The sequence below is a fragment of the Brenneria sp. g21c3 genome (genome assembly GCF_040240345.1).
Taxonomy (GTDB): Bacteria; Pseudomonadota; Gammaproteobacteria; order Enterobacterales; family Enterobacteriaceae; genus Brenneria.
This window is the reverse complement of the sequence record NZ_JBEIAB010000004.1, coordinates 79,760-96,759: the sequence shown is the minus strand read 5'-3', so window position 1 is coordinate 96,759 and position 17,000 is coordinate 79,760. Positions and strand designations below refer to the sequence as shown.

Genomic DNA, 17,000 nt, shown 5'->3' with positions numbered 1-17,000 from the left:
CGGCGCCAGATACCCAATAGCCGAAACCCATTCCATGATTACACCTTTAGTTCGTCAGATATTGCCGCAGGCATCTCCTGAACGTCGGGTTGCGCAACCTTGCGGTATTTATCCAGCAGATGGATCTGAATTTTACGCAGTAAATCGCCATTCAGTCTGTAGAAACGGAAATAGAGAATCAGCGTCACCACGAAAAAAATGGTAGGCAACGCAATCATAATGCACTGCATTCCCAGGAGCGTCTCAGCAGATTGAACGGCGTTGGGAACGTATCCAATCAGACCTAGCACCATGGCGATAAAGAACGCGGAAAACGCCGAACCGCCTTTTACCACCATGGTCTGCACTGAATACGCGATGCTCTCGCAGCGCACATTGAGCCGATATTCGCCATAGTCCACCGTGTCCGCCACCATGATCACCTGCAATACCCAGAACAGCGCGGTGCCAATGTTGAAAAACACGCCGGCAAGTGAAATGAGGAAGATGTTGTGATAACCCACCAGCGCCATCGCCAGCAATACAACGCCGCTGAGAACCGGCATAACGGACGCCCCTGCCCATAAAATCCGGCGGGAAAGCGCCTTGGCCAGACGTGGAAAAAAGATCAGGGTCAACAGGTTAGCCGCCCCGGCATAAGACATGTAGTACGGGAAAAGATCGGCATCACCGATAACGTAAGTAAAGTAGTAGATGGCAAAACCAGAAATAATATTGGCGGCGATGTTGTAAGCCAGCGCCATCCCCAACAGACATGAGAGTTGATCGTTTTTGTAGATAAGCTCGATTATCGATTTTAACGTCTGGCGACCGCTGCCGGCGCTCGCCTCATGGTCGGAGGAAAACACCTGATGCACATTACGTAACGTGACAATCATTGAGGCGATGAAAAAAACAATCAGCACCAGCGTAAACATCTGGAAACCAAACCCGCGATCCTCTCCCCCGACATAATTGACAAAAGGCAGCGTCACACCCGCGGTCACAAATCCCGCCAGGCTGGCGAAAAAACGCGGAAACGGCACCAGTTGCTCACGCTCGCGTTTATCCAACGTGATGGTGGGTACCAGAGACCAGAATGGAATATCCATAATCGTGTACGTCATGCCCCACAAAATGTAGGTCACCCACACGAAAACGATTTGCGCCGTACCTTCAAAAAGATGGGCGCTGAAAAGTAAAAACAGCACGACCGAGTTCAATAACGTTCCCAGCAAGATCCAGGGTTTAAATTTTCCCCATCGCGAGCGCGTGGCGTTCACGATCCACCCCATGATGGGATCGTTGAATGCATTCCATATTTTTGCGACCAGAAATAATGTTCCCACTACCCCCATCGATAAACCGACCACATCGGTGTAGTAATACATGAGATACATATAAACAATACCGATCGCGAAATCTTTACCAAACGCCCCGAATCCGTAGCTGAGTTTTGTTGTCAGAGAGATGCTCATAGCGTACCGGGTCGCTGTTGGCAGCGCCCGCCTTCTATAATGTATATGGATACGTTAGTCGTCGGACGCCGGGCTACCGCCGCCCGGCGTAGCCTGTTGTTAGCGGTGTAACCAGGCCGGCAGCCAATTGCCGTGCTCAGCGATCAGGTCGTCCATCAGTGCATATATTTCGTCGATTCCCAGCACAGCCGCGGTGTGCGGATCCATCATTGCGGCGTGATACACGCGATCGCGATTTTCCGTCAGGATAGCTTCCGTCAGGAGCGTTTGTACGTTGATGTTGGTTTGCATCATCGCCGCCAGATGTGACGGCAGCGTCCCGACTTTCGTCGGCTGAATGCCGTTCGCATCAACCAGACAGGCGACTTCAACGCAGCATCCCTGCGGAAGATTATCAATCAGGCCGTCGTTGCGCACATTGCCGTAAATAACGCTCGGTTCGCCGGTCCAGATAGCATTCATGATTGTGCTGGCATATTCCCGCGACGGTTTGATCTCAATCCGCTCCGCCGTTTTGTACTCCTCCAGCTCTTTATGCCAGTTAGCCAGTTGCTCCACGCAACGCTTCGGATACTCATCTAACGGGACGCGGTAACGCGCAATCAGATCCTCGCGACCAGGTTTAATGAACCATGGGGTATATTCAGCAAAGTGTTCGGAAGATTCGGTCACGAAATAGCCGATTTTTTTGAACATTTCATAGCGCACAATATTCTGACAGCGTTCATTGCCGTGGATATTAGGTTTTGGCGCTTGTCCTGACGCATACGCCGCCAGCAATTCCGGATACAGATTGACATAAGCGCCTTCCGCCGTTTTACGTTCCAGCGCCAGATAAAACGCCATGTGGTTGATCCCGGCGCAACGGTAGCGCAAATCTGCCGGATTGACGTTCAGATCGCGTGCCAGCTCTTCCGCCGTCCCTTGCACCGAGTGGCACAAACCGACCTGTTTAATATGCGGATAGCGGGCGTACATCGCCCAGGTATTCATCGCCATCGGGTTGACGTAGTTCAGCATGGTGGCGTTCGGACAGACTTCACTCATATCTTCGCAAATCCGCCATAAATGCGGGATGGTGCGCAGCGCGCGCATAATGCCTCCCGGCCCAAGCGTATCCGCGATAGTCTGCTCCAGGCCGTGGCGTTTACAGACGTCAAAGTCGATCACGGTACAGGGTTCATAGCCGCCGATCTGGAAGGCGACGACCACAAAATCCGCATCCTTCAATGCGGCTTTTTGATCGGTATGGCAGGTGATATGGCCGGAAGCGTTTGCCGAATCCATCAGCTTACGTACGACAATGTGCGACTCTTCGAGGCGGCTGACGTCGATATCCATTAATGCGATATGTGCGGATTTCAAGGCGTCGCGGTGAAAAACATCGCCGAGAATATTTTTCACAAAAATCGTGGAGCCGGCGCCGATAAACGTAATTTTGGGTGTAGACATCATAATTCTCCATGGCATTGTTGGCTAACACCATGCTGGCACGCGGCATCACCGAAAGCCTCCGTCTTGCCCGATAAGCATTCCCGAAAACTCAGATCTGCCATCGCTCGACGTAAGATCTGAGTTTATGGGACAAAATCCGCAAAAAAGCAGAGTATCTGGTTCAATAACGGCACCGTGCGGCTACACACACCGCGCGTTTTGTGTCCCCATTCACGGTCTTGGCCGGCGCAAGAAGGCATCATGCTGATAATTCAGGAAATGGAGTGTCGATGACTATGCTGCCGATATCGCATTTACCGCCCGATCCGCACATGTGCAGTAGCGACGAAAAACAGACACGCAGCCCGCTGTCTCTCTATTCCGAGTATCAGCGAATGGACATTGAACTGCGGCCGCCGTATGTCATGACCAACAGCCACTGGCACGGTCAGGTTGAGGTCAATGTGCCGTTCGACGGCGATGTGGAGTATCTGATCAACAATGAAGTCGTACAGATAAAACAAGGACATATCACACTATTTTGGGCCTGTACGCCGCACCAGCTCACCCGCACCGGCGCATGTCGGCGCATGGCGATTTTCAACCTGCCGATGCATCTGTTTCTCTCCTGGCCGCTTGACCGCGAACTGATTAACCACGTCACCCACGGCATGATCATCAAGTCGCTGGCGACCCAGCAGTTAAGCGTCTTTGAAGTCCGACGCTGGCAGCAAGAGCTGAGCAGCAGGGATGAACAAATTCGTCAACTCGCCATTGATGAAATCGGCCTGATGCTTAAGCGGTTTAGTCTTTCGGGATGGCAACCGATTCTGGGGAACAAGACTTCGCGTACTCACAAGAACAGCGTATCGCGTCACGCTCAGTTTTACGTCAGTCAGATGCTGGCGTTTATTGCCGACAACTACGATCAGGCGCTGACCATTAACGACGTAGCGGAACATGTGAAGCTCAACCCCAACTATGCAATGGGCATCTTCCAGCGCGTGATGCAGCTCACCATGAAACAGTACATTACCGCGATGCGCATTAATCACGTACGCGCACTACTGAGCGACACCGATAAAACCATTACTGATATCGCCTTTACCGCTGGCTTCCGCTCCAGCAGTCGCTTCTACAGCACCTTTAATAAATATGTCGGAATGCCGCCGCATCTATATCGCAAGCTGAGTCAGCAGCGTCGACAGCCGATGACCGGCTAATGACGCAACCTTCATATTGAAAGCGCCAGCAAGGGGACAGTATCGCCAGGCGCGATCAATATTTGACAATAAATAGCGATATCAAATGCCTAGACTGACCTCGATTATTCTCAGAGGTCATCGACATCATGTTTATCAGTTCGCTCTTTCCCGATAATTTTCCCGCGCTGGCGCTGGCTCACTTCGTTGCCTTACTCAGTCCCGGCCCGGATTTTTTCTTACTCGCCGCTTATGCAATCCGCTACCGTTTACGCGGCAGCGCCGGGATTTGTCTGGGCATCGCCCTGGGAAACGGCATCTATATTTTTCTGGCGATAATCGGTTGGGCCGGCATCCAGCATTCGCCGCGCATATTTACCGTTATTGAACTAAGCGGCGCCGCTTATCTGTTGTGGATTGGCTATCAACTGCTAAAAAGCCGCGCATCACACGCGCTGACGCCGGCGCAGCAGGCCGCCGGCCGCCCCGGTTTTATCCGGCAAATACTGCTGGGGCTGGCTTCCGCCCTGCTGAATCCCAAAAACATCCTGTTTTACATTAGCCTGATGACCAGCATTCTCGGTCAGCATGTCACCGTCGGTCAGCAAATTGTCTGCGGCGTCTGGATGTTTTCCATCGTCCTGATCTGGGATTTGCTGGTTGCCATGCTGATCGCGCGGCCGCGCATCCAGCGGCGGCTTCAGCGCTATCTGAACCCGATCGAACGCGCGGCCGGGGCCATTTTAATATTCTTTGGTTTAATACTCCTGTTTCACCGCTGAAGGCTTTATAATTCGGGACGATTAACAAAAGGATAACCTGATGAACTTAAGCAAAGCGGGGATTATCGGGCTGTTTGCCCTATGCGCCCTTGGCGGGATCGGCGGCGTGATGCTGGTGGGTTACATCATCATTGTACACGGCGGCTAACCCTTGCCCAGCGGCGCATTGCCGCCATTATGACGCGCATAAAATTGCGCCCAGTAGGCCGGAATGCGCGAAAACGTCAGCCTGAACCAGGCGGTGAACGCTTCCGGCGTCGCGGCCATCTGCCGGCTGATCTGCTCTAGCGACAGATACTGAAATGCTTCGGCCTCGTCGGGATCCGGCTGGGGAAGATCGTCGGTAAGGCCGAAATAAACATGCCCGAATTCATGCTCGGTCAGGCCGTTATCCAGCGGCAGGCAATAGGTCAGCGTAAACATCGGCGTGAGCGAACAGCGCAGCCCCATTTCCTGATCCAAACGGCGGTGCGCGGCCTGGCGCGTTTCCTCTCCGGGCGTTGGGTGGCTGCAACAGGTATTGCTCCATAAGCCCCCGCTGTGATATTTTCCGCCGGCCCGTTTTTGCAGCAACAGCTGCTGCCGGGAGTTGAAGATATAAACGGTAATGGCGCGATGCAATACGCCCTTCTCGTGCGCTTCCAGCTTTTCCATAACGCCTGTCGGCTTGTCGTTTTCATCAACCAGAATCACTTCCGTCATGGCATCTCCTGTTGCTATGGGGGCAATTTGGCTCAGGTTAAGCCGGCGATGAGCATAAAATGCCGCGGCAAACCAGACTGAGCGTACAGGCTGCGGCCCCGAAGGGCCGAACCTTGCGGGAAGCGAACGCTTCCGCGACTACAAGCATGACGGCGATATTATAACAAAGTGAAACTGCTACTTTGCACACGCTGCGAATCCAGGCCGATGAACACCTCGAATTTACCGGGTTCCGCCACCTGCTGCATACGGGCGTTATAGAATTTCAGCGCATCCCGATCGATGGGGAAACTGACGGTACGCGATTCGCCAGGTTGCAGCATCACTTTGTGGAAACCGCGCAGTTCTTTCACCGGGCGGCTGATGGATGCCACGACATCGTGCAAATAGAGCTGTACGACGGTTTCGCCCGGCCGCTTGCCGGTATTTTTAACCGTGACGCTGGCCGTCACGGTTCCGTCGCGCTTCATCGTCGGGCTGGACATGCGCACATCCGATACGCTGAAAGTGGTATAGCTCAGGCCGTAGCCGAACGGATAGAGCGGGCCGTTCGCTTCATCATAATAATGCGAGGTATACTTGCCCGGGTTTTCCGGCGTATAAGGCCGGCCTGATGGCAAGTGGTTATAATAAATAGGAATTTGACCGACGGAACGCGGGAAGGACATCGGCAGTTTGCCCGAAGGATTATAGTCGCCGAACAGCACATCGGCGATCGCATTGCCGCCTTCGGTTCCGCTGAACCAGGTTTCCAGCAGGGCGTCCGCCTGTTGATCTTCCCGCACCAGCGCCAGCGGCCGGCCGTTCATCAAGACCAGCACCAGCGGTTTGCCGGTGGCTTTCAACGCGGCAATCAGGTCTTTCTGGCTTTGCGGCAGATCGATGTCGGCGCGGCTGGAGGCTTCATGCGCCATCCCCGCCGCTTCGCCCACCACCGCCACGACGACGTCCGCCTGTTTCGCCGCCTGCACCGCTTCGTCAATCATCGCCTGCGGCGAACGTTTATCTACCTGCACCGCCTCTTCATACAGATTCAGGAAATCAATAATCCCCTGATGATTACTGACGTTCGCGCCTTTGGCATACAGGATATGGGCCTTGTCGCCCGCCGCATTTTTGATGCCCTGATAAACGGTGATCGTCTGTCTGACGACCCCCGCCGCAGACCAACTGCCCATGGTATCGCGTTTGCTGTCGGCCAGCGGCCCGACAACGGCAATCGTCCCCTGCTTTTTCAGCGGCAACGTTTGCAAACGATTTTTCAGCAAGACCAGACTTCTGCGCGCAACGTCGCGCGCTTCCAGACGGTGTAAACGACTTTCCGCATTGGTATCGACGGGGTCGGAATCCGCCGACCCCAGATGACGGTAGGGATCCTGGAACAGGCCCATATCATATTTAACGTTCAACACCTGACGGCAGGCTTCATCAACTTCCCGTTCACTGACCGCGCCGCTTTTGACCAAATCGGGCAGATAACGCATGAAATATTCATCGCTCATGCTCATGCCGATACCGGATTTTAACGCCAAACGCGAGGCATCACGCGGATCGCCGGCCACGCCGTGTTTAATCAGCTCTTTAATCGCGCCGTGATCGGTAATCGTGATACCGGTGAATTTCCACTGGTCGCGCAGGATATCTTTCAGTAGCCAACTGTTGGCCGTGGCCGGCGTACCGTTAATCGAATTCAGCGCCACCATCACCCCGCCGCTGCCCGCATCGACAGCGGCTTTATACGGCGGCAAATAATCCTGAAACATACGCTGAGGGCTCATATCCACCGTATTGTAATCCCGGCCGCCTTCCACCGCGCCATACAGCGCGTAGTGCTTCACGCTGGTCATCAATGAATGACGCGCCGTCACGTCCTCTCCCTGGAACGCCTTTACCATCACCCCGGCTATTTTACTGGTCAACCAGGTATCTTCGCCGAAACCTTCCGATACCCGGCCCCAGCGTGGATCGCGGGTGATATCGACCATCGGCGCCCAGGTCATGTTTAAGCCGTCTTCCGTGGCCTCGTAGGCGGAAATCCGGCCGCTCAGCGCGATGGCGTCCATATCCCAACTGGATGCCAGCCCCAGCGCGATCGGGAAAATGGTGCGCTGGCCATGCACCACATCGTAAGCAAAAAACAGCGGAATTTTCAGGCGGCTAAGCTGCATGACCTGATCCTGCATCGCCCGGATATCAGGCCGCGTGACGGTGTTAAAGATCGCGCCGACCTGACCATGTCTGATCATTTCGCGAATGGCTTCCTTCGGATTATCCGCCCCGACGCTGATTAACCTGAGCTGGCCGATTTTTTCATTCAGCGTCATTTTTCTCATTAAATCAGAGACAAACGCATCCCGCTGTTGATGTGACGCCGTAACGGAAGTGGGAATGGATGTGATTTCCTGAGCCATGACCGGATTAACGGCAAGCCCAATCGCCATCGTCAGTGAAGTAAGCCATTTCATTCTTTTATACAGACCCTATCAATCCAGGCGCCAGGACAGGTCACTGAAGCACAAGACAGGTTTGAAAAAATAAGTCAGCCAGGCATGGTGAAGAAACCCATTCACCTACAGCGCCAACATACTCGAAACACAGCGCGTAATCATAGTGTATTTATTTACATTTCATTGAATAAAAACTGTAAGAATAATGCGATACATTGCGCAGAATGAACATTCTTCCGCCTTGGCCCTAACATAACGCCGCGCTTTGGCCCTACTGCGCATGCAAACAGGAAAACGGACACTACGCCGCCCGTGCAAAACCAAACGGCCTTTTCTACTTGCATCATGGCGATTGCGGCTATAATGGCGCAATGATTTCAATTTAATACCCTGACAGGAACGCGGGATGCCTCTTCGTCTGGTCCGTTAATCCTGAGAACCGAGATCCATGCTAGAAGAAACTCGCTTACACCGCATTCGCGCCCTTTTGTCCGTACTCAACCGGGTCAGCACCGAGAAAATTATTCAGCACCTTGGCGTATCAAGGGAAACGGTGCGGCGGGATATTTTGAAGCTGGAAGCGATGGGCGCCTTGCGTCGCGTCCATGGCGGGATAGTGGCGATCGCGCCGTCGCCTGAAACGCCATTATCCGTGCGTAATACGGTACGGGAAAAAGAGAAGCAAGCCATCGCCCGCGCGGCGGTTCAGCAATTAAAAGCGGGCCAAACGTTGTTTATCGATGCGGGCAGCACCACCGCGCAGCTGGCCGACGAACTTTTGTCGATGCCGGGGATGACCATCATCACCAATAGTCTGCATGTCGCGTTTAAGCTGACGGCAAGCGAAGCCACGCTGCATCATGAAGTGATTTTGCTGGGCGGAAGTATCACGCCGTCGGCGCAGGCGACCTGCGGCGACGTCACCCTCGGCGAGCTCCGGCGTTATCGCGCCGACGTCGCCCTTTTATCCCCTGTGGGTATCGCCAGCCAGTCAGGCGCCAGCAGTTTTGCTCACCATGAAGCCGCCGTGGCCGGTTCGATGGCGCAACACGCCGATACCCGCATTATTCTGGCGGATCACAGCAAGATCGGGCTGACCAGCCGAATTATTTACGCCACCCTGGCGGAGATCGATATCATTATTACCGATGCCGCCGCTGCCGATAATCCCGATCTGGCATCGCTCCGGGCGCAATGTCAGCAGACGATCCTCGCCTGATAGCATTCCTCCCGCCCCATCAGGCGCCCCAGCCATACGCGACGTTTAAAGATGATCGACGGCGCTTTCCATGCTAAAGGTATTGTTCCGTTCGCACATGGAGCATCAAAAATGTATCAGCTATACATCGCCAACAAAAACTATTCATCCTGGTCGCTGCGTCCGTGGGTATTGTTAAACGCGCTGTCTATACCGTTCGAGGAAAAGCAGGTGACGTTCGTCTCCGCCGGGGCGAATCCGGCGTTCAAGACGTTCTCGCCCTCAGCCAAGGTTCCCTGCCTGATTGACGGCGATATCACCGTCTGGGACTCGCTGGCGATAACCGAATACCTTGCCGAACGACACAAGGCGGTATGGCCCGCCGATGCCAGGGCTCGCGCCTGGGCGCGTTGCGCCGCGGCAGAAATGCATTCCGGCTTTAACGCGCTGCGTAACGATTGCCCTATGAGCTGCGGCGTGAAGGTCAAGATGAATGCGATTTCGCCGTCATTGAACCACGATTTAACGCGTCTCAACGAACTGTGGCAGGAGGGGTTAACCCGTTTCGGCGGCCCTTTTCTGGCCGGCGACGCGTTTTCAGCGGCGGATGCGTTCTTTGCGCCGGTGGTGTTCCGTATCCGCACCTATCAGTTGCCCGTCTCGCCGGCGGCCGCGGCCTATTGCCGGCATCTGCTGTCCCTGCCGGCCATGCAAAGCTGGCTGGAACAGGCGCTGGCGGAACCCTGGATTGAACAGGAACATGAAGAGGATGTGTTCCAGGCCGGCGCGGTCATTGAAGACCTGAGAGTCCGCGCTTAACCCTCATGCCTGCGCAGGGCGCGGATATCGTTATCGCCGCCCTGCGCCCCCCTGGTTATGCCGGTAATGGTAAAACTGCGGATAACGCTGAACCATATCGGCCGGCGGAAAGCCCTGATTACTCCGTATCCGCGCTCGCCAGCGTCTGCGGCTGACGCGAGGCCAGCGCCTTCTGTTTTTTATAGTTTAACGCCACGGCCGGCACATCGCTGATCTTACCGCTTTCCAGCCATTTTCTCAGGCGGTTGGCATCGGCGAAATGCGTGTATTTGCCAAACGCGTCCAGCACCACCAGCGCGACCGGACGTTGATTAATCACTGTGCGCATGACCAGGCAGTGGCCGGCCTGATTGGTAAAACCCGTTTTGGTTAATTGAATATTCCAGTCGGATTTGCCGACCAAATGGTTGGTGTTACGGAACGGCAAACTGTAAACCGGACGGGAAAACGTCACCGTTTTCTCCTGCGTGGTGCTGAGCTGGCTGAGCAAAGGATACTGCTTGCTGGCGATGAGCAACCTGGTGAGATCGCGCGCGGTCGATACGTTATGAATGGAAAGTCCGGTAGGCTCGACGTAGCGCGTATGCCGCATTCCCAATGCGCGGGCCTTGGCGTTCATGGCGGCGATAAACGCCTGATAACCGCCGGGATAATGGTGGGCAAGGCTGGCCGCGGCGCGGTTTTCCGACGACATCAGCGCCAGCAACAGCATATCGCGACGGCTGATCTCGCTATTCAGCCGCACCCGCGAATAAACGCCCTGCATTTCTTGCGTCTGACTGATATCGACGGAGATAACTTCATCCAAAGGCAGGTTGGCATCCAGCACCACCAGCGCCGTCATCAGCTTGGTCACGGAGGCAATCGGCACCACGACATCCGGATTACTGGAATAAAGAATGTGATCATCGCGTAAATCCACCACCATCGCGCTGCCGGAGGCGATTTCCTGATGAGCGGCAGCCGTTGATTTGACCGGCGTTTTCGCCATGACCAATGGAGCAGACAACATCGCAGTTGACAGCAACAGCATACCAAGCAAAGAAATCTTGTGTTTTTTATTCATTATTCAAATACTTAAACAGTATCCTGTCAAATAAGAGAGAACGGCCGACGCATTATAATTTACCGGCAATCGCTGCGCATCGGCATAGCAGAAAAAGCTTTGTGACAAAATTTAACAAACAGGGCATAAAGGAAAAGGCAATCAGACAAACCGCGTCAGCGGCCGTCTACTGGTGGTGTCTGAGGGAGGATATTGTTGCCGGAAGACACGCCACGGGCGGCGAGCAGCGCAAAGCGCCGAACGCCTGTGACGCGGCGTGCTTAACGGGAAGCGGTATGAGGCGCGCGCATCTGATTTAACAAGCGGAGGGTGATGCCGCTGAATATTCCGCCGGTAATGCCGCCAACGACGCCGGATAGCGCACAGAACACAAGGTTGTCGGCCAAGCCGGGAAACCATGCCAGTTGAACGGAAAAGTAGAAGCGCAGGCAAAAGGTCAACAGCATCAATACCAGCGGCACAGACGAACCGCTGCGCTCAAAACGCTGGATATCGGCGCGATAAACGCCGGCGTTTTTCCCCAACATCCAGCCCAGAATCACCCCGACGACCAAAGCCAGTAAAAAGCCGGCAATAGCCGCTTCCCGTATCGCCAGCGTATGTAAAATCGAGGACGCCCCCCAGTAGAGAAAAACGATCGGCAATATCAACAGACGCAGTAGAGATTGCTGTCTCGGCTGACGGGCTTTTATGCCGGCATAGATTAAATAGGCCAGCAGAACCCATACCCAGGTAGGGGTATGGCGAATGATAATGAGAAAATCTTCCATAAGGTTCATCGTCCTGCGTAAAAAACACTGCCGGGATCATACTCCCCGCCACCCTCCCCGGCAATCAGGCCAATGCAGCAGCCCTACCCGGTTAATCCGGGCAAAAGCGGGATTGGGCGTCGCCATCATCTTATTTATGGATTTATGACCGAACAAAAATGGACGGTTAGCCGATTGGCGATATTGACGCCCTGTCAACCGGATGGAAGGCCGTATCTTCTTCCACCAGCATACACCATCAAAAACGGCGGTCGTGTCAAACCTTCCGCCGCTGGCTGAGTGCGGAAATGGCGGCGGCGGCATGTCATGCCATGGGAATTCAGGCTTGATGACGCATTCCCCTACACCGCCGCGATCGGAGTTTAAAACGGTTTTACCCTTATCAGGGGAATTCAGTGATGGGCGCCCCGCACCAGACTCCCGAGCCTTAAACGATTTACAGCCGTCGTTGTCAGCATCGCAATCAATTCAGATACAAAGCGGCTTTATCAATCGAATTAAACAGCGCCATCTTACCGGCGATAACTTTGCGAGCCGCCTCCATCGGCGCCAGATACAACGCGTTCGGTTCATGCCCCCCCTGTTTCAGTTCTTCTTCCAGCGCGACAAAGAACGCTTTTTTCATCTCACTGGAGATATTGACCTTCCCCACGCCGAAGCGGATCGCTTCCGCCACTTCACTGTCTTTGTTGCCGGATCCGCCATGCAGCACCAAAGGAATCGTCACCACCTGCCGTATCTGCTGCAAGCGCTCAATATCCAATTTTGGCTGTTTTCCCTTGGGATAGAGGCCGTGGGACGTTCCGATCGCGACGGCCAGCGTATCGACGCCGGTTTCCTCCACGAAGGTTTTCGCTTGTTGCGGATCGGTATACAAGATCTCACTGCTGCCGCCTTCCGCGCTGCCTTCGGCAACGCCAATGGTTCCTAATTCCGCTTCTACCGAAATATTCACCGTATGCGCTAATTCAACGATTTTTTTAGTCAGCCGAATATTTTCTTCAAAAGGATGGGCAGAGGCATCAATCATCACTGAGGTAAATCCGGCATAAATCGCCTGCATCACCTCTTGCAGATTGCGTCCGTGATCCAGGTGGATAACCACGGGTACGGCGGCTTTTGTCGCCAGCGCTCTCAGGTAAATAATAAAATCGCTGCCGGTGAAACTCATTTCATCCGGATGAATTTCCAAAATAACGGGCGACGCATGTTTTTCCGCTGTTTCAATTACCGCACGCGCAAACTCGGCGCTGGCGATATTGAACGCACCGACACCGAACTGATGTTGCCGGGCGACGAGGAGCAGGTCTTTCATATTGTAAAGCATAAGAATTATCCCTCATGGGCAGGTTGATGAACGTCTTTTTTGATAAAGAACAGGATCAGCGCGGTTAATAGAGTCCCGGCTGCGATAGCGAACAGATAGGCCAAAACGTTGGTGATTACGTTGGGAATGAACATAACGAACACGCCGCCGTGGGGGGCGCGTGAGGCGCAGCCCAATACCATGGACAACGCGCCGGCCAGACCGGACCCACAGACGATGGCCGGGATCACTCGCAGCGGATCGGCGACGGCGTAAGGAATGGCGCCTTCGGTAATGAACGACAGACCGAGGACATAGGTGACTTTGCCGGTCTCAACTTCCTGATGGGTAAACTTCCTTTTGAACAGGGTCGTCGCCAGCGCGATACCTAACGGAGGCACCATCCCCGCGGCCATACAGGCGGCGATAGGGCCGTAGATACCCGAAGACATCAAGCCGATGGCAAACATGCAGACGGTTTTATTCAACGGACCGCCCATATCGAACGCCACCATCATGCCGAATAGCAAACCGAGTATCGCCGAGTTGGTATGGCCCAGCGAATTGAGGAAATCGGTCAATAAGCCCAGCAACATTTTGATCGGTTCGCCAATCAACAGCGCCATCAACGCACCGGTAATGAACACGCTCAGCAGCGGAACAATAAGGATGGGCTTCAGACTAGCGACCGACTTCGGCAGCTTGATGTAGTTATTGATCAACAAGGTCGCGTAGCCTGCCAGGAATCCGGCCAGCAGCGCCCCCAGAAACCCGGAGCCGGTATGAATCGCCATCATGCCGCCGACAGCGCCCGCCACAATCCCCAGCTTTCCGCTAATCGATTGGCTGATGCCCAGCGACAGTACCGGAAGCATCAAGGCGAAAGCCGAGCCGCCGCCGATGTCGGCAAGCATCTTGGCGATAGGATTAAAACTGGGATCGCCGGGCGTCGCAGCATGGATGCCAAAAGCGAAACTCAGCGCAATCAATATTCCCCCCGCCACAACAAAGGGGATCATATAGTTGACGCCGGTAATCAGATGAACGTAAATCTCGGCGATCGCTGAACGTTTTTCAGCACTTGACGCGCCATCCGTCAGCGTGCGGTCTTCCTTATCCGCAGAGACGAAATGCGGCACCAGCTCGCCGCTGGCGATAGCCTTAAGCAAACCTTCTGCATCCTTAGCGGCGCGAGTAACCGAAACTTCAATCACCTTCTTATTGATAAAGCGTGAGAGTTCAATTTTTTTATCTGCCGCGATCAATACGATATCGGCATTTTTTATATCTTCGTCAGTAAGAATATAATCACTTTCAACGGCGCCCTGTGTTTCCACCAATAAAGGAATGTCCAGTTTTTTCGCCGATTTTTTCAGATTAGCTTCAGCCAGATAAGTATGAGCCACGCCAGTAGGACAAGCGGTTATCGCAATAATGTTCATATGCATTCTCCAATGACAGGAAATACAACATTTTTATAATTATTGACTTTCAGATGTTGACAATAACAATTGATACATTTCGCTACGTGTTTTTAAATTAAGCAAATCATCAACGACGGAATCATCCCCCAGGGCAATGGATATTTTAGCCAGAATTTTAATATGTCGGGAGTCGCTGTCGGTATCTTTAACGGCAAACAAAATCACCAATTTTACCCTTGTGCCGTCGATAGTTTCCCAGGAAATATCGTCTTTAACCCGGCCGATTGCAATTCTGGTTTTAAGAACCGCTGTCGATTTCCCGTGCGGAATGGCGATATGATTTTCAAAACCTGTCGACCCCATCTCTTCACGCAAATAGACATCGCGTAAAAAAACCTCTTTATTCGCCAGCGCCCCGCTGGCATAAAGCACCTCGGTCAACTCATCAATAATTTGCTCTTTTGTTTTTGCCTGAGAATCTAAAACAATACACTCTTGTTGAAGGACATCATTAATAGAGATATTCATAGCCATCGTCTCTTCCCTATTTAACTATTTCATATAATTAGATACCAGGCACTCTGTCACTCGGGTAATATCTTTGGCGGAAAACAGCGCCGAAACATATACCACCGGTTTTTCAACCGGTTCAAGCTTCACCGTTGAAATAATAATATCAACATCCTGGCGTTTGATGTATTCTGCAATTTCTTTTCCGGGAACAATATCCACGATCTCCCAGTCCGGAAATGCCCGAATGACTCGGCCATATAATAACTGGGAGGTACCCAGACCGCTGGAACAAACCAAAAGCACTCGATTTTTTTTGATATTACTCTCTATCGCCGCCTGAATATGCACGGTCAAGTAGCCGATTTCATCATCATTGATTTCGCCAAAACCATATTCATGCGTCATAACGGCCATAGAAGATTTCACGGCTAAAAAAATGCTGCCCAGTTCATTCTTGATATCATGCAGCAACGGATTCTTAATCCTGATACGATACTCCAGGCGATTAAGCATCGGTTTTACATGCGATAGCAGCGACTCCAGCAGATGCGTATCCATCGTGATATCGACTTTTATCCTGGCGGATACCTTATCGATAAGCATCTTCGTAAACGCAGAGGCTCGCTGAGAATCATTGCTCTGCATTTTTACAAGTGAATCAATACCTGTTTTACCTGACGACACCAGATATTGATAAATATATTGTAATTCAACCGTTCCCAATTTGACCTGATAATAATATTCAATCCGTTCTACCGCCGCACGCGAGATTTGATAGATACGGCTTTCCATCGCGCTAAAATCCGGATTAGCGTCAAGGTAAGTTTGTTCCCTGGTATTGATTCTATGTATAAGTACTAAAACATGCGTAAAAAAATTAATATAATAAGGATCGCCAATGCTATATGTTAGTTGTTTTTCTATATAGCTAATCAAACCAACTGTAAATAATACATGCTGCTCGCCAAATCTCTCCGAAAGTTCAAGTATGATGGAATCATCAATACGGCTTTCCATCAAATTCTGCTGGCGATAAATCGATTTTAACACTAATGCCTTCATAGCCACGCGAATATCCTGATCGCTGCCCTCGATACGCGTACCAGAGAGATCTTTGGTTAACGTTAATGAAAAATCACTTAGCCATAGCTCAATTTTCTTTAAATCATTCACAATCGATGCCCGGCTGATAAAATATTTTTTCGCTAATTCACTGATAGATGTCGAACGTGGCGAATTCATCAGCAACTCAGACGCTATTTTTAACAAACGCACATTATTGTTAAAAGAATCAATTTCGTTAATGAATATCTTCCCTGAAGCGATTTCGGCATTGGCATCGCTGAATTTCGTTTTTACGCCGCTGCCACGCTTACTGACAATACGAATTCCGTCAGCAGAAAGCTTGTCGTTAATATCTTTAATATCGCGCCGTAATGTTCTTTTTGAGATAGCGGTCTGGTTCGATATGCTCTCTAAACTTACATAAACATTATGGGTAAACAGGCAGCGCATTATTTTCAATTGTCTCTCTGTTAGAATATTTTTCATTCGCGTTCTCCAAACGTAACATCTGGCCTCCCGCTTATAACATTTAATATAGGCAATGATTTCTTTGGTTGTAAATATTAAATAGTGGCCACAATGGCCCACCGTCATTGACCACTCAAAAAACATTTCGAAATAAAAACAGAGAAAACTTGCACTGACTCACAATCTAATTAAATAGAATTAAGACTACGTCACAAAAAACAACAAGCATCTGCAATATTCAAGGTGAAAAAGAAGGCGTGCGGCGAATAAACGTTTTTTAACGATCGCGTTAAACTGATGATTGGCTGATAAAAAGGAAGAACAGGATATAAGCCAGGCAGGCCGGA

The 17,000-nt window shown here is 52.1% G+C and carries 15 protein-coding genes; 5 read left to right on the top strand and 10 right to left on the bottom strand.

The window, feature by feature from the left end; genetic code table 11:
* Positions 1-38: 38 nt before the first annotated feature.
* Together melB and ABRZ28_RS07785 are read right to left on the bottom strand one after the other, a co-directional pair.
* A complete protein-coding gene (melB, locus tag ABRZ28_RS07790) occupies positions 39-1,457 on the bottom strand; it encodes a melibiose:sodium transporter MelB (protein WP_330519927.1) in 1,419 nt (472 codons plus the stop codon).
* 99 nt (positions 1,458-1,556) lie between these two features.
* Complete coding sequence (locus ABRZ28_RS07785; protein WP_330519926.1) at positions 1,557-2,912, bottom strand: alpha-glucosidase/alpha-galactosidase; 1,356 nt, start codon at positions 2,910-2,912, stop codon at positions 1,557-1,559.
* A 269-nt stretch (positions 2,913-3,181) separates the two neighbouring features.
* On the opposite strand from ABRZ28_RS07785, the gene melR reads away from it, so the two are divergent.
* From melR to ABRZ28_RS07770, 3 genes are all read left to right on the top strand, one after another.
* The gene (gene melR / locus ABRZ28_RS07780) at positions 3,182-4,114 is read left to right on the top strand and encodes a transcriptional regulator MelR (protein WP_319603384.1); all 933 of its coding nucleotides are present in this window, start codon (positions 3,182-3,184) and stop codon (positions 4,112-4,114) included.
* Between the two features lie 128 nt (positions 4,115-4,242).
* Complete coding sequence (locus tag ABRZ28_RS07775; protein WP_319603230.1) at positions 4,243-4,875, top strand: LysE family translocator; 633 nt, start codon at positions 4,243-4,245, stop codon at positions 4,873-4,875.
* 40 nt (positions 4,876-4,915) lie between these two features.
* Positions 4,916-5,023 (top strand): YohO family small membrane protein, encoded by a 108-nt coding sequence (locus ABRZ28_RS07770; protein ID WP_246494498.1) that lies wholly within the window; start codon positions 4,916-4,918, stop codon positions 5,021-5,023.
* Here ABRZ28_RS07770 and idi read toward each other — a convergent pair.
* A complete protein-coding gene (gene idi, locus ABRZ28_RS07765; RefSeq protein WP_319603231.1) occupies positions 5,020-5,577 on the bottom strand; it encodes an isopentenyl-diphosphate Delta-isomerase in 558 nt (185 codons plus the stop codon). The genes ABRZ28_RS07770 and idi overlap by 4 nt on opposite strands.
* A 158-nt stretch (positions 5,578-5,735) precedes the next feature.
* The gene (gene bglX / locus ABRZ28_RS07760) at positions 5,736-8,042 is read right to left on the bottom strand and encodes a beta-glucosidase BglX (RefSeq protein WP_330519925.1); all 2,307 of its coding nucleotides are present in this window, start codon (positions 8,040-8,042) and stop codon (positions 5,736-5,738) included.
* Positions 8,043-8,472: 430 nt separating this feature from the next.
* Here bglX and ABRZ28_RS07755 point away from each other — a divergent pair, with 430 nt between their 5' ends.
* Positions 8,473-9,243 (top strand): DeoR/GlpR family DNA-binding transcription regulator, encoded by a 771-nt coding sequence (locus tag ABRZ28_RS07755; RefSeq protein ID WP_330519924.1) that lies wholly within the window; start codon positions 8,473-8,475, stop codon positions 9,241-9,243.
* Between the two features lie 111 nt (positions 9,244-9,354).
* Positions 9,355-10,041: a glutathione S-transferase gene (locus ABRZ28_RS07750; RefSeq protein WP_319603234.1), complete on the top strand. Its 687-nt coding sequence runs from the start codon at positions 9,355-9,357 to the stop codon at positions 10,039-10,041.
* 118 nt (positions 10,042-10,159) lie between these two features.
* On the opposite strand, the gene pbpG is transcribed toward ABRZ28_RS07750, so the two are convergent.
* The 6 genes from pbpG to ABRZ28_RS07720 form a co-directional block, all read right to left on the bottom strand.
* Complete coding sequence (gene pbpG / locus ABRZ28_RS07745; RefSeq protein ID WP_330519923.1) at positions 10,160-11,107, bottom strand: D-alanyl-D-alanine endopeptidase; 948 nt, start codon at positions 11,105-11,107, stop codon at positions 10,160-10,162.
* A gap of 260 nt (positions 11,108-11,367) precedes the next feature.
* The gene (locus tag ABRZ28_RS07740) at positions 11,368-11,877 is read right to left on the bottom strand and encodes a DUF6622 family protein (RefSeq protein ID WP_330519922.1); all 510 of its coding nucleotides are present in this window, start codon (positions 11,875-11,877) and stop codon (positions 11,368-11,370) included.
* Between the two features lie 463 nt (positions 11,878-12,340).
* A complete protein-coding gene (locus ABRZ28_RS07735; protein ID WP_319603237.1) occupies positions 12,341-13,204 on the bottom strand; it encodes a ketose-bisphosphate aldolase in 864 nt (287 codons plus the stop codon).
* Between the two features lie 5 nt (positions 13,205-13,209).
* Positions 13,210-14,625 (bottom strand): PTS fructose transporter subunit IIC, encoded by a 1,416-nt coding sequence (locus ABRZ28_RS07730; protein ID WP_330519921.1) that lies wholly within the window; start codon positions 14,623-14,625, stop codon positions 13,210-13,212.
* Between the two features lie 39 nt (positions 14,626-14,664).
* Complete coding sequence (locus tag ABRZ28_RS07725) at positions 14,665-15,141, bottom strand: PTS sugar transporter subunit IIA (protein WP_319603239.1); 477 nt, start codon at positions 15,139-15,141, stop codon at positions 14,665-14,667.
* 18 nt (positions 15,142-15,159) lie between these two features.
* Positions 15,160-16,671, bottom strand: coding sequence for a BglG family transcription antiterminator (locus tag ABRZ28_RS07720; RefSeq protein ID WP_330519920.1), 1,512 nt, complete (start codon positions 16,669-16,671; stop codon positions 15,160-15,162).
* Between the last annotated feature and the right edge of the window lie 329 nt (positions 16,672-17,000).

Bases quoted from the DNA above. Each gene is read 5' to 3' on its own strand.
- ABRZ28_RS07750 (WP_319603234.1), top strand. From the start codon at position 9,355: ATGTATCAGCTATACATCGCCAACAAAAACTATTCATCCTGGTCGCTG.
- ABRZ28_RS07770 (WP_246494498.1), top strand. From the start codon at position 4,916: ATGAACTTAAGCAAAGCGGGGATTATCGGGCTGTTTGCCCTATGCGCC.
- melB (WP_330519927.1), bottom strand. From the start codon at position 1,457: ATGAGCATCTCTCTGACAACAAAACTCAGCTACGGATTCGGGGCGTTT.
- ABRZ28_RS07735 (WP_319603237.1), bottom strand. From the start codon at position 13,204: ATGCTTTACAATATGAAAGACCTGCTCCTCGTCGCCCGGCAACATCAG.
- melR (WP_319603384.1), top strand. From the start codon at position 3,182: ATGACTATGCTGCCGATATCGCATTTACCGCCCGATCCGCACATGTGC.
- ABRZ28_RS07785 (WP_330519926.1), bottom strand. From the start codon at position 2,912: ATGATGTCTACACCCAAAATTACGTTTATCGGCGCCGGCTCCACGATT.
- ABRZ28_RS07740 (WP_330519922.1), bottom strand. From the start codon at position 11,877: ATGGAAGATTTTCTCATTATCATTCGCCATACCCCTACCTGGGTATGG.
- bglX (WP_330519925.1), bottom strand. From the start codon at position 8,042: ATGAAATGGCTTACTTCACTGACGATGGCGATTGGGCTTGCCGTTAAT.
- ABRZ28_RS07775 (WP_319603230.1), top strand. From the start codon at position 4,243: ATGTTTATCAGTTCGCTCTTTCCCGATAATTTTCCCGCGCTGGCGCTG.
- ABRZ28_RS07720 (WP_330519920.1), bottom strand. From the start codon at position 16,671: ATGAAAAATATTCTAACAGAGAGACAATTGAAAATAATGCGCTGCCTG.
- ABRZ28_RS07755 (WP_330519924.1), top strand. From the start codon at position 8,473: ATGCTAGAAGAAACTCGCTTACACCGCATTCGCGCCCTTTTGTCCGTA.
- ABRZ28_RS07730 (WP_330519921.1), bottom strand. From the start codon at position 14,625: ATGAACATTATTGCGATAACCGCTTGTCCTACTGGCGTGGCTCATACT.
- pbpG (WP_330519923.1), bottom strand. From the start codon at position 11,107: ATGAATAAAAAACACAAGATTTCTTTGCTTGGTATGCTGTTGCTGTCA.
- ABRZ28_RS07725 (WP_319603239.1), bottom strand. From the start codon at position 15,141: ATGGCTATGAATATCTCTATTAATGATGTCCTTCAACAAGAGTGTATT.
- idi (WP_319603231.1), bottom strand. From the start codon at position 5,577: ATGACGGAAGTGATTCTGGTTGATGAAAACGACAAGCCGACAGGCGTT.